Source organism: Brevibacillus fortis, assembly GCF_046196545.1.
Lineage (GTDB): Bacteria > Bacillota > Bacilli > Brevibacillales > Brevibacillaceae > Brevibacillus > Brevibacillus fortis_A.
Map to the genome: position 1 here is coordinate 5309616 of NZ_CP176370.1, position 13500 is coordinate 5323115.

General features: G+C 42.1%; 20 protein-coding genes and 1 pseudogene. 6 read left to right on the forward strand and 15 right to left on the reverse strand.

Features of this window, described 5'->3' with window-relative positions; all coding sequences use genetic code 11:
- Position 1: 1 nt before the first annotated feature.
- The 13 genes and pseudogenes from ACKKE8_RS25720 to ACKKE8_RS25780 form a co-directional block, all read right to left on the reverse strand.
- A pseudogene (locus ACKKE8_RS25720) lies at positions 2-951 on the reverse strand (hypothetical protein).
- 16 nt (positions 952-967) lie between these two features.
- Entirely contained in the window at positions 968-1306 is a 339-nt protein-coding gene (locus tag ACKKE8_RS25725; protein ID WP_409175518.1) for a hypothetical protein, read from the reverse strand.
- A 73-nt stretch (positions 1307-1379) separates the two neighbouring features.
- The gene (locus ACKKE8_RS25730) at positions 1380-1556 is read right to left on the reverse strand and encodes a hypothetical protein (RefSeq protein WP_409175519.1); all 177 of its coding nucleotides are present in this window, start codon (positions 1554-1556) and stop codon (positions 1380-1382) included.
- Positions 1537-2742, reverse strand: a complete 1206-nt coding sequence (locus ACKKE8_RS25735) for a hypothetical protein (protein WP_409175520.1) — start codon at positions 2740-2742, stop codon at positions 1537-1539. The genes ACKKE8_RS25730 and ACKKE8_RS25735 overlap by 20 nt, the downstream gene beginning before the upstream one ends.
- A gap of 345 nt (positions 2743-3087) precedes the next feature.
- The gene (locus tag ACKKE8_RS25740) at positions 3088-3252 is read right to left on the reverse strand and encodes a hypothetical protein (RefSeq protein WP_409175521.1); all 165 of its coding nucleotides are present in this window, start codon (positions 3250-3252) and stop codon (positions 3088-3090) included.
- A 397-nt stretch (positions 3253-3649) separates the two neighbouring features.
- On the reverse strand, positions 3650-4555 hold the full coding sequence (locus ACKKE8_RS25745; RefSeq protein WP_409175522.1) for a DNA-methyltransferase: 906 nt from the start codon (positions 4553-4555) through the stop codon (positions 3650-3652).
- A 2-nt stretch (positions 4556-4557) separates the two neighbouring features.
- Complete coding sequence (locus ACKKE8_RS25750; RefSeq protein WP_409175523.1) at positions 4558-4950, reverse strand: ParB N-terminal domain-containing protein; 393 nt, start codon at positions 4948-4950, stop codon at positions 4558-4560.
- A gap of 219 nt (positions 4951-5169) precedes the next feature.
- Positions 5170-5664, reverse strand: coding sequence for a hypothetical protein (locus tag ACKKE8_RS25755; protein ID WP_409175524.1), 495 nt, complete (start codon positions 5662-5664; stop codon positions 5170-5172).
- 70 nt (positions 5665-5734) lie between these two features.
- Positions 5735-5956, reverse strand: coding sequence for a hypothetical protein (locus ACKKE8_RS25760; protein ID WP_409175525.1), 222 nt, complete (start codon positions 5954-5956; stop codon positions 5735-5737).
- A gap of 37 nt (positions 5957-5993) precedes the next feature.
- Positions 5994-6905: a DUF6973 domain-containing protein gene (locus tag ACKKE8_RS25765; RefSeq protein ID WP_409175526.1), complete on the reverse strand. Its 912-nt coding sequence runs from the start codon at positions 6903-6905 to the stop codon at positions 5994-5996.
- 637 nt (positions 6906-7542) lie between these two features.
- On the reverse strand, positions 7543-7965 hold the full coding sequence (locus ACKKE8_RS25770; protein WP_409175527.1) for a hypothetical protein: 423 nt from the start codon (positions 7963-7965) through the stop codon (positions 7543-7545).
- 131 nt (positions 7966-8096) lie between these two features.
- Positions 8097-8603, reverse strand: coding sequence for a hypothetical protein (locus tag ACKKE8_RS25775; RefSeq protein WP_409175528.1), 507 nt, complete (start codon positions 8601-8603; stop codon positions 8097-8099).
- Between the two features lie 82 nt (positions 8604-8685).
- Positions 8686-9072 carry an ArpU family phage packaging/lysis transcriptional regulator gene (locus ACKKE8_RS25780; protein ID WP_409175529.1) on the reverse strand — a complete coding sequence of 129 codons (387 nt, stop codon included), beginning with the start codon at positions 9070-9072 and terminating at the stop codon, positions 8686-8688.
- A 105-nt stretch (positions 9073-9177) separates the two neighbouring features.
- Between ACKKE8_RS25780 and ACKKE8_RS25785 the strand changes: the two genes are divergently transcribed.
- The 3 genes from ACKKE8_RS25785 to ACKKE8_RS25795 all read left to right on the forward strand — a co-directional run bounded on the left by ACKKE8_RS25785 (position 9178) and on the right by ACKKE8_RS25795 (position 10251).
- On the forward strand, positions 9178-9459 hold the full coding sequence (locus ACKKE8_RS25785) for a hypothetical protein (protein WP_409175530.1): 282 nt from the start codon (positions 9178-9180) through the stop codon (positions 9457-9459).
- 195 nt (positions 9460-9654) lie between these two features.
- On the forward strand, positions 9655-9783 hold the full coding sequence (locus ACKKE8_RS25790; RefSeq protein WP_409175531.1) for a hypothetical protein: 129 nt from the start codon (positions 9655-9657) through the stop codon (positions 9781-9783).
- Between the two features lie 93 nt (positions 9784-9876).
- Positions 9877-10251, forward strand: coding sequence for a hypothetical protein (locus ACKKE8_RS25795; RefSeq protein ID WP_409175532.1), 375 nt, complete (start codon positions 9877-9879; stop codon positions 10249-10251).
- A 7-nt stretch (positions 10252-10258) separates the two neighbouring features.
- Here the strand turns inward: ACKKE8_RS25795 and ACKKE8_RS25800 are convergent, their stop codons facing one another.
- Both ACKKE8_RS25800 and ACKKE8_RS25805 read right to left on the reverse strand, forming a co-directional pair.
- Entirely contained in the window at positions 10259-10606 is a 348-nt protein-coding gene (locus ACKKE8_RS25800) for a hypothetical protein (RefSeq protein WP_409175533.1), read from the reverse strand.
- Between the two features lie 42 nt (positions 10607-10648).
- Positions 10649-10903, reverse strand: a complete 255-nt coding sequence (locus ACKKE8_RS25805; RefSeq protein WP_409175534.1) for a hypothetical protein — start codon at positions 10901-10903, stop codon at positions 10649-10651.
- A 686-nt stretch (positions 10904-11589) separates the two neighbouring features.
- Between ACKKE8_RS25805 and ACKKE8_RS25810 the strand changes: the two genes are divergently transcribed.
- The 3 genes from ACKKE8_RS25810 to ACKKE8_RS25820 all read left to right on the forward strand — a co-directional run bounded on the left by ACKKE8_RS25810 (position 11590) and on the right by ACKKE8_RS25820 (position 13401).
- Entirely contained in the window at positions 11590-12399 is an 810-nt protein-coding gene (locus tag ACKKE8_RS25810) for an alpha/beta hydrolase (RefSeq protein WP_409175535.1), read from the forward strand.
- 133 nt (positions 12400-12532) lie between these two features.
- Entirely contained in the window at positions 12533-12925 is a 393-nt protein-coding gene (locus ACKKE8_RS25815) for a hypothetical protein (protein ID WP_409175536.1), read from the forward strand.
- A 56-nt stretch (positions 12926-12981) separates the two neighbouring features.
- Positions 12982-13401, forward strand: coding sequence for a coproporphyrinogen III oxidase (locus ACKKE8_RS25820; protein ID WP_409175537.1), 420 nt, complete (start codon positions 12982-12984; stop codon positions 13399-13401).
- Positions 13402-13500: the final 99 nt, after the last annotated feature.

Here is a 13500-nt window from a genome sequence, read left to right on the forward strand (position 1 = left end):
ACTACCTACCTTCCATCTGTAAATCCACTGTGTATTGCCCGCCCTTCCATCGTGCGTTGCAGCTCGTAACAATCCATTCCGTTATCGTCTTGTTGTCTTTCTCCATGATCTTGATAAGCCAGCCAGCTCGTATTCGGGCAGCGTTATTGTCTTCATGCCTTACGGTGATAGAACGAGTCTTGGGTATCTTCGACAAGGTGCCCAACTGTTTCGCAGCAAGGGCAGCAAGGTTCTTTTCTTCGCCCGCCTCGATGACTTTTTGCATGCGACCGATTTGTTTGACCAGGCTATCATTAGATTTCGTTTCGCTGCCAGCTACCTTATCATCTTTATACCGCTCGACCGTGACTACCGTATACACTTCTTCGATGCTCTCCCCTGTTGAGCTGCTTTCCAGCATGCTTACCTTGAACATAGGAACGACTCTGTTTTGACCTTCGGACAGCACGATCAACTTGTCACGCTGATGCTGTACAAAATACCGAAAACCTGTTTTCTCGTAAGCCTGCTCTGTCAGTGCCGTGAAAAGCGATGTATAAGACTGTGGGCTGAGCCTATCCTTGGCCGTAAAACCAAAGGCAGGACAGCTAAACTTGATACCCGTTGCCTTGATGATTCTTTCTAGTTCCTTACCTGCATCGCCATTCAGTTTCAAGCGAGAAGTCTCGTTCTTTTGCAAGTACCAACTGACCTCATAGGCCGTGGCTGACAGGTCGTTTATCTTGCCATCGCGGTCGAAGCGAACCAACGGGCCGTGAAAAAACTGCTCCGACTCCTTGAGGTCTTGCCCCGCAAATGCCATAAGAAAACCCGCCGACTGTAACGGCGGGGCATCCTTGATTCTGATATCACAGTTTTGGGCGATCTGACCGCGAGACGACGACCAGGACAGTTCCTGTATCTGATTGGTAAGGTCATAACGTGTAGATTCTTCCCGTATACGACTTTCAAAACACTCCCCCCTTATCTACGGTTGGAATCCTTTTACCTTACTTTGTATGCGGTCATGTTGTATGCTCAGCACTGCTGGATCAATCAGTGATTGATTCGTGCCGGTACTTTTCTTCTTTGCCTTCTTGCCGCTCGTATTCGGTCTGGCAGCCTGTTGCTTTGCTATCACGCTGCTTGGACTCAAGACCTGCGTTTGATTACTCCATGTCACGAATTCGTCTTTCATGAAAAGAGGAAATTCTATTGACCCATGGTAATCTACGTTTTTACCTACAAATCTACCATCACATGGGCCGATAAGAACATTCCAAGCCAAATCCAGCTCGCTAATGGTCAGCAGTACCTCAGCTCCCATTAAGCGATCAATACCCGCAAGCCATTCACGCGGCCCCTGATACCCTTCTACTTCGATGTATGGTGCTTCGGTATCACCGGGAAGGAAGAAGTCGAAAGAAATGGACTTTGGACGTCTTTCCTGCTATCCGATTGTTCGTGAGCAAATTGATTGTCGTTGTGCTCTCAATGTCATTTCCATAGCCGCGAAATTGTATTTCTGCTGGGGTGACGGGAAAGGTCAGCCGATATTTACCTTGTAATCGGATCACCCGCAACACCTCCCCTTGTCTCCAGTGCGTCCATTAGTGATTTCTCAATGATGTCTTTTATCTTTTGACCAACAGACGGATCACTGAGCATTTTCAGCATGGTAGGGATGTCTTGAAGCACACCAGCAGCCTGAAGAGGAACCGTCACATTTGGAATTGATACTGAAACCACCTTTGGCTTATTTGCAGTATTTCCAACTGCTGGTACTACGGGTATCGGTGGCCCAACCGGAACCGGAGCAGTAGCTTGTTTCGGGATAACAGATAAAGCCGAAATAAAATCTGGTGGCGTTGCAGGTGCCGCGTTCCACCATTCCAACACCTTTTCGTACATAGCCGCGCCACCGAAAGCTCCTACGATGCTACCGACAATCCCGCCTGCCGCAGTCCCAATGCCAGGTACGGCCGAACCAACGGAAGCACCTGCTGCCGCGCCTGCTGCACTACCGAGAAATTCCGAACCGATTTGCCCTGCCATTTTAAGTGGGTCATCTGCGGTCAATATCTGTCCTAAAACTATTCCAATACCAACGATTGGTATTTTGCGAGATAAACTACTACTCGAAGCTCTCACACCTTCCCAACCGGTCTTTAGCCCTTTCATAATTGTGTCGCCTGATGGAATCATGCCGCCTATGCTTTTGAGTGCTTCAGGTACTTTCCGAACCAGATTTGTCCCAGTGGTTTTAGTAACATCCCATGCACCTTTGAGACCATCTAACACCGCATCACCTTTGGGAAGCATGCCACCCCAATTTTTGAACTTTTCCCTCCAACCTGGGGATTTTGTCCCTTCTGCCAATGGGTTTTCGAATGCAAAATCCTTTGCTGATTTTGGCGTTTTGTCGCCTTTACTTCCCCAGTTAAACGGATTAAACCAGCCGCCTTTGCCCTTGCCTTTCCCTTTCGGCTTACCACCCTTATCGGGTCCATCCGGTAAATCCGGTAAATCAGGGCCCGAATCCGTCCCCCCAGCTAACTTTCTCTGTACGGCTGCGGCGGTTGCTGCGTCGAGCGCAACTTTCATCTTCCATAGCGCAATTGTCACCACACCAACAACTGTACCTAACCCCGCCAATGTGAGCCAAGGCGGAGCTCCTTCAACCATTTCCTTCACTTCCTTTAATGCATCAGCAGTCCACCTAATTGCAGGCTCTAAATCCTCAGCTAATGCTAACCCTACCAAAACTATTTCTCCAAAGAGTCACAAACGCCTCACCGTTGCGACATTTAACTCTTGGAAGAAGGCGAGTTTTCAACTTGAAGACAGAGCTCCACTTTCTTCGCAACTCCAAAACGGCATAGCGCGATAGTTACCGTGGGAAGACCAAAAATTAATCAAGGAGATGGCTTTTATCATGCAAAACAATCAAGCAAAAATTAAGGACTCCATTAAGGACAGATACATCTCTGTTATTCTCAAAGTAACGGAATGAGTACTCACTCGTATGGTTCGTAGATACATAATCGACAAGCTCTCACTCGCCTTTGAGCAATTCCAGGTCCATCTCAACGAGCTTTCGGAAATCATCTACAGTTTGTTCTTGATTTCTCCAGCTTTCAGTTCTTTTACCCACTGAGCGATAGCTGCTTGTACTACCTTACGATACTGGGCTCTCGACTCCATGATCTGCTGCAATATTTGGGCTTCATGTTGTAAAAGTAGCGCATCTTTGTCAACTTCACTGTTGTTCATAGCTGTGACACCCTCGGCTTTCCATGTTATGATGGATGACGAGATAGTGGCTATTGGGTTCCGTGCGCACGGGTTTCCACTATCTCAGCCGGGGTGACCTGGTTGCATGGGGGACGTTGACGCGTCTCCCTTTTGCTTATATTTAGAAAGGAAGTGCATGCTATGACGCCTTACACATATGATCAATTCGTTGAAGATATAAGATCAGGTCGTGACATCGAGTTTATATATAATAGCAACAGATACTCAATAACAAACACTCCGTTTGGTCATTCGTTCACACGTTACTATGACGAGGATAGTGTCATTACTACACAACAGCCAGATGAGTTGCTCTCTCTTGTTAAGTTAAATGGTCTGCCACTGAAAGAAGTGTGGCCTGATATCGAAATCGACATTATTTTCTAGCGCTTTGTCTCGTTAGTAACACAGGTTCGATTCCCGTTAACTCATAGAATCGCCTCTTGATGACATCACAGAATTTCGGATCAAGCTCCATTGTTCTACAAATACGCCCCATCTGCTCACACGTCATAAGGGTAGATCCACTACCACCGAAAAAATCGACAGTGGTATCACCTTTCTGACTACTGTTCCCAATTGGAATAGCAAGCAGCGCCAATGGCTTTTGGGTTGGATGGACGTACTTACTTACATCCCCTCGTGATACCTCCCAGACAGTCTCTGGTTCTTCAGGGATTAAAGAGAGTTCAGTTCTCCAGACCGTCGTCTGCTTACGATCTCCGTACCATGCAGGAGCTTGACCTTTTAGATGAGCATAGAACACTGGCTCATGTTTGAACTTATATTGAGCAAATGACAATGAAAAAGCGTTCTTAACCCAAATACACTGGGTGCGTGATACTATTCCGGCCTCGTTCATCTTGTTCTCAAATTCTCGCTGATAGCTAGATGGATGGAAAACATAGATTGCTGCTTTCGGGTCCATGATTGATGCATAATTTGCAAACACAGATTGAAGGAAGTCCTCGAATTGTTCCATAGGCATATCATCATTCAAGATGCTTTCTCTTCCGTCTATAGCTAGTTCAGCCGAAACACTTTTGACAGCAACATTATAGGGTGGATCAGTAACTACTAGAGCTGCCTGCTGTCCATCCATCAGCCGTTTTACATCCTGCTCGCTTGTAGCGTCTCCGCACATAAGAATGTGCCGCCCGAGTCTCCAGATGTCCCCTAGCTTCGTCTCCGGTTCAACGATATCGTTTAGTGCTTTCTCAACATCGAAATCATCTTCCTCAACTGGTTCATCTATTTCAATGTTGAAGTACTCATCGATCAAATCTACTCTACAGCTTCCTCCAGATCAAAGCCTGTGAGCTCTACGTCCAAATCGCTCTCCTGTAGCTCAGCCAACACCTGAGCAAGCATTTCCTCATCCCAATCACCACTGATCTTGTTCAGTGCGATGTTGAGCGCCTTCTCCTTGATATCATCCAAATCAACGACTGAAACGTCTATCTCAGTCCGCCCTAGCTCATTGACGAGTATTTTGAATCCCTGGTGTCCACCGACAAGGTTCCCTGATCGCTCATTCCAGACGAGCAGCTGCACGTATCCGAACTCCTGAATGGATCGTTTCAGCTTCTCATATTCAGGATCGCCCGGCTTCAGGTCGATCCGTGGATTATACTCTGCAGCTCTGATCATAGAGACTGGTATTTTCCGTATGTCCATGCTGTTCAGCTCCTTCGTGGCAATAAAGTAAGAATAAAGAATATTGCCAGCCCTTAAATTGCTGTATGCCTTGATGCTGTTGGGCTGGTCCCATGTTTTGGGGGTGTAACGAAACGACTACTATTGCAGCGGAAAAGTATATGTTTTGTTTCACCGCAAAAAATGGGGGTGAGGCTTAGAGCTTCATGCCTCGGATGGCTGTTGGCTTCTGGCGAACCCCTAGTCCAAATTGGGGTCTTCGCCTGCCTCTGTGATTTCCTGACTGAATAGGTGTAGAAGCCACGCTTCCGCTGTCTTCCCGTTGAGAGAATACAGTGGATTAATTGCTAAACCTGACCGTCCTTCCAAATCGGTTCTACGCATGACGTGGAGCTCCACGAATGTCTTCACGATCCTACGTGCCGTTGGATAGGAGCAGTCTGCGATGTGGGCAAGGTCTTTAACAGTAAGCGGTGTTCCCTTTTGCCCGCGCTCATTATCGCCTTGCAGAAGGTTGGTTCCCTCGCTGGCATAAGGTGCGATCTTCAACAAAAAACCAGCCTCAGCAAGTGACAGCTTTCTGAGCCGTCTCTTTGCCTTCTGGCTGGCTTTGATTTTCACGAATTTTGAGCTGCGACCTACTGGACGAAAAACTTTTACAATCTCGTCCGACCGGCGCAGCACTTCCTCCGTGTAGTATATTTCTCCTGTCGCCGAGTCAACATATTGGCGCACTACATCTCACCCACCTCCATAAAAAAAGCACAGCAAAATTGCTGCGCCAAAGTTGTACACAAACTGTTAATTAACTACAACATACGACATAGTCTGCTTTGTCTTTCTCATTTAACCAAAGTGATCCGTCTTTTTCTACCTTAACATCTAAACCATTTTCCTTAAGGTACTTTACATATTCAGGGGGAGCAGTTTCAGACAACTTATAATATTTCTCCTCTTGGTTAAAAAAAAGATAAGTTAAGCTGCCAAGGAAAAAGAAAACTAATGTAAAAACAATTAATTTTCTCACAACGTTCCCCCTCATGATTCCTATAGTTTACCATTAATTAGTATCTTGGATCGTTTTCATAATCAGATGATTTACCCGTGAATCTAGTTAAATCTAGCTTATTCCAGTCCCGTGGGTACTTATCCCAGTTTTTCAAGTATTTAAGCTTTCCACCTTCATATAGTTCATGGGCTGATTCCCTCGCATCAGTAAAGTGATCATTAAAATCCAATCCATCTTGAGCAGCTTTATATCTGCCCTCATCATTGTTATGGAGGTCCATTTTCACATGAGGGTTATTTTTTGAGTAGTCTGCTGCCCCTAATTCATGGGCAGTCGCCCAATCGTCAGCCCACTGATCATTAACCAACATTACCACTGTGATGTTCCAGTACGCGTGTCTAAAGGCATCATTTTTGCCTCCAGGCCATTTTGTGCTACCAAATAGGTAATCAGTATAATCGTAAGCTTCCACTCCAGCCGCAATAGACCAATATCCTTTTTTCGGATTATCATCAAATAATACTTCTTCGTATTCATTTAATTTAGGGATATCGTAATCCTCTAATTCATATTCACCATCACTTTTAGCAATCCTTGTTTCTGATCCTTCCTTGCTATACTTTTTTGCAGTTTCCATAAAAAATTCATTTAATTCTTCTTCCGTTGCATCAGGATTATCTTTTTGATAATTACTTAGCTCTTCCCCAATGACCTTAAAATTCCTCTTAAAGTTCTCATTCTTCAAATAATCATGCGCACCTTCATAGTCCTGATCATCTTTGCTCAATGCTATATAAAGATAAGATTCTTCTTTATCATTATTTTCTAGTAAGCTGATGACTTGTTGCTTCTTCAGCTTTTTACCTTTTGAAGTATCCGTTGTTTCTGCAAAGGCCCCTCCTGAAAGTATAGCCATGCTGGCTGTAGCAAGTGACAAACCTGCCAATAACATTTTCTTTCCTGACATTAAAATACTCCCTTTTATTTATGGTGCAAACCAACTATAAACTCCATTTGTTTACATATAAAGCATTTTTCTGCAATTCACACATTAGAAACAATTTATGGATAATTTTAATAGGTTTCCAAAGCAACATTTAGTTTATTTGCTATTGAGATGTAACGGACAAAGGGCGAGAGGCCGGAGCCGTATGCCTCGCATGGTTTCCCCTGTCCGGTAAATCCCAGCAGAGTAAATCGCGATTTTCTAAAGCTCCGAGAGGGGTTCCCAAAACTTGAAAACCGCTGTAATGCATACAATGAAAAATAATTGCATGGTTCCCTGCTACGCTCGTCGCAACTGGTGCGTTCAGGCTCAGAATGTCCCCCTCTCGTAAGGTCACATTCGTCATCACCCATAGATTCGCTCAGGTACACCATTGATAAGGGATAGGCGGTATCTCCCAAGAGCAGATGTCGCTTGCTCTTGACTCAAGATTACCGACTATCCAAATTCAAATCGTCCTGCCTTTTATCCCTGATTTTTTCCTACATCTTATCGGGATTTTGTCGGGACTTCATTGATCAACTTAAACAAAAAAACCACCTTAAAGGTGGTTTCTGTCACTGCTATCTTCAACTATCGATACCCCTTAGCGTAACGACTATTCCATACTTTTAGGTTCGAACATAAGTGAAATTAATCCGTAACCTAGACCGAAGCTTATCCCTGATGAAGCAAAAAATGAGTAAAATAACAGAGATTCAGCTGAAAAAAAACTTCCCCCTCCAAGGAACAACATAATGAAGGCTGTAGGTAAAATACAAGCACTCGCACAAAAAATAGGATAAGAAACGAAACGTGGTAATTTACATTTTAATTTACTTTTTATTGTATAACATATCAAAAGAAACAACGGAACTAATATAATTAAATAAGCTATTGAAGACCAAAATACTACTGCTCGCTTATCACCTCCAAGAGTCTGTTTCCAAACTAACCAAAGCAAACTCTCGTAAGAGTAATAACCAGCCCAGTAAGAAAGAAAAAACACAATTATCAATAAAGCATATCTCAATATTCTCATATCTGCCTCCTCGTTCAATGGTAATATGTTCAAAACCTTAGAAGAGTTGGACATTTTCTTGCATTATCCTGCCCTTTAGTTTAACAAAAGCTACCGTAAAAACTTAAGCAGCCTCCTCATGTCTTTCTCCGTTAATCCCCAATCTCAAGTAGACATGAAAGTTCATAAGACTGGATTCCGTGTACTCCGTTCTCAAAATCCACTTTACATTTCATGAACATTCTTATGTAGTGATCCGTTCTCTCCCCGAATTCCATATTAGTAACGCATACTAGACTATGATAATAAGACAAATAAATTGACGCATCAGGCATAGGAACTTCGTAATCCTCGTAAGCGAAGTCGGTAAACTCGTAAGCTTTATTCTCCAAATCCCGCCAACTCCGAACACCTGGCAATTCAAGAAAATCAATACTGATCTTTGTATGTATTGGGTTATCTATACATTCATTTCCTTCAAGCTCAAATGGGCTCAATTTTACTTCGATTGAATGATATAACTTCCCATTAAATAAATTTGAGAAATACTTACCACCAATTGCTACCAGTTTTACAGGTTTCATGACTACCCCCAGTATTTTCGCGATATTTTTTGCAGTAATTAGTTTGATTTTACATCCAAAAGTTGGATTTTTCATCAGATAAAAAACGCTCATTCTGGCTAAAAAAATGAAAGTTTAGCGCATGGCCGATGCACACTTGTTTAATGAAAAAAGGCACTCAGATCATTCCGAGTGCCGTAGCAATTTGCATTATTGCCTCTTTCTTTTTTGTGTAGAATTGGTCTTTTGTCAGACCTAAGTCCAGATATACATTGATGTCTTTCACCCTGGCTGTGCTGAGATACTTCTCTTCGATGATCTGACGCTCTACTTCATCCAACGAATACTGCAAAGCCCTTTCGATTTGTCGTGCTTTCAACTCATTCGTGGACTCAAACTTTTGAAGCCGTGGAAACAGTTGATCAATGCCCTTTTCCTCTTGCTCCTGTTTATTTTGGACAGCAACACGAAGGGCTTTATATTCTTTTAATGCTTTAACAACAGCCTTCCTGACTTCTTTTTCATCTACTGGTTCCAGAAATGACAGTTGTTCTTGTGCGCTCATCTTTCCAATTCCCCCTCGCGGCAAGCCCGTGCTATAATGTTTTTGCCGAACATATATACGCGCTCCCGCAAGGGGGCTATTTTTTTATAGAAAGTAGTTGATACGATGACTTATGACATCCGCGAATGGGCGTTCTCAAATGATTCAGAGTTGCCACATCAAGATTGGGACCTTTTTGTCACTACTATAGATACTGCTCCTTTGCTATTATCACTATCTGTTGACCCGAAAGTAGCAAAGGATAAGCGAAAAGTCTTTCTAGCTTGTCTATATCTATTAGTAGGTGATGCTGTCAAAATTAACAATAATAAAAACCACCTTGAAGAAGTTCGTTCTTTTGTAGAACAGGCTTCTTCCAATCGAAATACGTTCTTCAACAATGGGTAGCTCGTTCATTTCAACTCATCCAAAATCCTGAACTTTTTGATTACGAGAAGTGGTGTACTGGCGATTCGATTTTCGAAAACTGGGATGACTAAAATCTCCAGTTTACTCCTGAAATATTTTGTTAAACATCGCGATTTCTTTACTTTCATGCTATCATCAAAATATCCAACTATTACCAAATGGAGCGAAATTAAAATGGAGCTAGTTTTTGGGTTTGTCGTAATGATCTCAATTGTGAATTTGTATTATCTGCTGAAGCAAACCAATCAACATTTACAGAGAATCGAAGACTTGCTTACCAAGTTAATCGATAAGGAGGATTAACATAGTTCATCACAATTTCTCTTTTGTTAAATGAACTTTGTTGATATTTTCCCTCGCGGCCGGAAAAGTTACTGATGAAGGAGTGACTTTTCGATGCGGAAATTGATTATTTTATTGGGCTTCTTTTTGTTTTCGTTCATTACCCCAAACACTTTTGCAGCAGATTCACATCCAAAGCCGCCGATCAGGGATATCATCAATTCGATCGATCACTGGATTCGAAAAGGTTGGGCACTTGAGCAACATGTTAGACATGAATGTGAAGCACATGAATCGCGGAAAATTCCCCGAGGCCATAAATGGCTCAAGAATTTCAAGATCGTTACTGTGACACATAATAGCGATGGCAGCTATACTGTTATTGCTACATATGACTACAGTGGAATTAAATGCGATGCCACTGCTAAGTTGATCAAGCAAAACGATATTTGGGTTAATCAAGAACTGAGGTTCAATTACCACAAGTAATGAAATGTTAAATTGCTTTTGAATACTTATTGGTTTTCTCGATTTCTACATCATGTTCTTCGTCGTATGAGACATCGACATAATGGATGGAAGCTGAACCATCGCCATGTTTCATAGAATCAATGAATGCTGCAAGTTTTCTTCGGTGCAAATCCGCGTCATCTGACTCTTTCCATCCCTCTTTACTTCCGTCTGGAGCAACAAAGAAGGAGTGAAATCCGTTCCAGTGGCTTTCTATAATCGGAGACACCAGCGACCCGAACAGTTCCTGAGCTTTGTTATGAACCATCTCCAGTTGGCTCATCGCGTGTGGTGCGCCTGTCACAACAATAGCGTTATGTTTGATATAGCCCATATTCAGCCTCCCCATTTATCACATCGATTGTTTTGTTAATACTTAACTGCTCATCACTACCAAGCTCTCTAAATCAGGTGCATAAGCAAAACCATAGTAAGGATCGCGTGTTGGCTCTTGAATTTTGACCGTTTCTGATAATGACCCAGCAAAAACTTCATCTCCTCGGAATACAACTTCCTCATAATCCCCATCAGTTCGGTACATGATCTTCTTAATAAGACCAGTTTTCCTATCAAACCCTATTTCAATTACGTCGTATACCCCGCCGAAAATCTTAATTTTAGGTTGCTTCATACATTTCCCTCCCGTTTAACAAATCGTGTGTTGTGACAAGTCAACGTTCTGTGTCGAAAACAAAAACTGTAAATCAAGACATATGAGTTGTACGATTATATTGCCCGTTGTAATTTTCCTATCTTATCCGTTGATGGAACGCCGTGTGCGATGAAAGTCGCCCGCACGGTGTAGGCTCGAACGAAAGCCCTAAAAACATAAGGGGATAAGTCGAGAATAGCAATCGACCGCCTGTAGTTCATGATAATAATGGAGTTCTAGAGGTAACCTATATAAATCAATATGCTGAGGGTACTGGCACTTTAGGTCCAATTTACTCTGCTTATTCGGACCCAGACGGAGATGAACTTAGATTTACAGCCGAATCAGATGATCCAACAGTCTCCGCTAATGCTTTTGAAAACAATTTATTTGCGAGATTTCCAAAACAATCGATTGGAAATACTATAACTATTACCGTTACAGCTCACGATGACAAAGGCGGCACAGTATCCAGTAAGTGGCTTATCATTTGTAGATAACAACTTCCATCAACGGCCCTCGGGTTACTCCGGGGGTTTTTTTCTAACATTTTTCGAGGAGCGCACATCGTACTTTCCACAATTACCGTTTTGTTAAATCATCAATTGGTAGGATAATTATGGTAAAATCAAACTGTTCTTACTGTTAAAAAGGAGGCCTTTCATATGGACAGGAATGAAATACATAAAAAACAAGTTGTTCTCGAAATCCCTGACATGAATACTGCAAAAGTAATTCAAGATTTGGTTTACAAAGAAATCGATGGAGAGAAGTTAACAGCTGATATTTACTATCCAGCTAGTTACTCAAAAGAAGATTCATTACCATCTGTAATATTTATTCATGGCGATGCTCCATGGGAAAATCTCCGTACTATTAAAGAGAGTGGTCAATACACCTCATGGGGACAACTTGCTGCGGCTTCCGGATTAATTGGAATCACTTTCACACACCGATCAACTCATGGTTTTACGGATCTTTTAGGCCCTACAGAGGATATTCTTGATTTATTTCAATACGTTCAGTCCTGTGCTAGTGAACTGAAGATTGACTCTAATCGAATCGGCGTTTGGGTGTGCTCAGCAGGTGGCCCTACTGGTTTAACAGCTCTCCTTAAAACCAAGCCTGAATGGGCAAAATGCCTAGTATCTTACTATTCCTTGATGGATCTTTTCGACTTAAAACATGAACTTTCAGAGAAGCAAATTAATGAGTTCTCAGCGATAAATTATTTAAGTGATACTCCAGATAGACTCCCTCCCATGTATGTTGTAAAAGCGGAGCTAGATAGTCTAATTTTCAATAATTCAATTGATCGTTTCGTCCATGAGGCTGAATGTCTAAGTGTCCCAGTTCACCTAGTTAACCACTCAAGTGGACATCATGGTTTTGACTTATTTGATGATAATGAATTATCTAAAGAAATCATTTTTGAAACTCTTACATTCTTTCGGACTAACTTACATGTGACTTAGACAGTTTTTCTAAATTTCTTAAACGAACTGTGGAGGCTCATCCTCCGCTTTCTTTTTCATCTTATACTATTGTGTTGAATACCGTTTTTGATGTGGTAGAATGCCGATATACCTTTTCCGGAGTGATTTATTAATGATACAGAAGCATGAGGTTATGAACTTATTCTTATCCGCCTGTCCCTCCTATAAAGAACGATGGCTCCAATATGTTCTTGAATCTTACGAAGATGGCGAAGAGCATCTTCCGTATATTGATGTCTCAGATTTCGCCCAACATGTAGATGAGCTTTACCAACAGCAAAAGTTAACAGAATTCCCAATGATATTTGAGGTTTTAGAAATGCTCCATATCAAAGGTGACGACTATGTTAAAGAATTAGCGACAATTGGGTTTCTCGAATCATTGCTAGGTTGTGAAATTTCAAGCTCAATTGAATGTTTTCTGATGCCCATTTCCCTAAAATGGTGGATCTCTTTAAATAAATTCATGTCTGGAGAAAGTCGTTATGTTGGCGAGGACCTATAATACAAAGTACACAATGTGATAAGATAAACAAAAACTAACTAAATATAGGTGATTAAATGGGCCTTACACATGAGTTTTTCTTACTACGGAGTGAAAGTGATGATGAACCAGTTGAGCAAGTAGTTTTAAGTGATAACCTTGTCCTTTACATATGGGACTCTCTTCGTTGGATCCCTGCCTTTAATCCCTCAACCAAAGAAAACCACGTCGGCTTAAATTACCACGGTATTACGTTGATTCGTCATAAAGGTGCAAACCTTCTCAAAGACATTTGCTTGAGTTCGTCACACCTGTTTTCTCTGGCTCCTTCAACCCTCCAACTCACAGGCGACTTTGTTATGGACGAGAATGGTAATGGCCGGTACGAGAAATTGAATTTCACCAGAGATGATCTGACTAAAACCCTAACAACTTTAGCAGCTATTGCCGATCGGGCTTTTCTTGAAAACTACTTCATCGTTCACCACGACATTTAACATATTGAGCAGTTTGTAAATGAACAAGTGAAACAATTTTGCTTCGTTGCCGGATTCCTCTAAGAGAGGTGATTACATTGCCATTATTCGCCATTATTT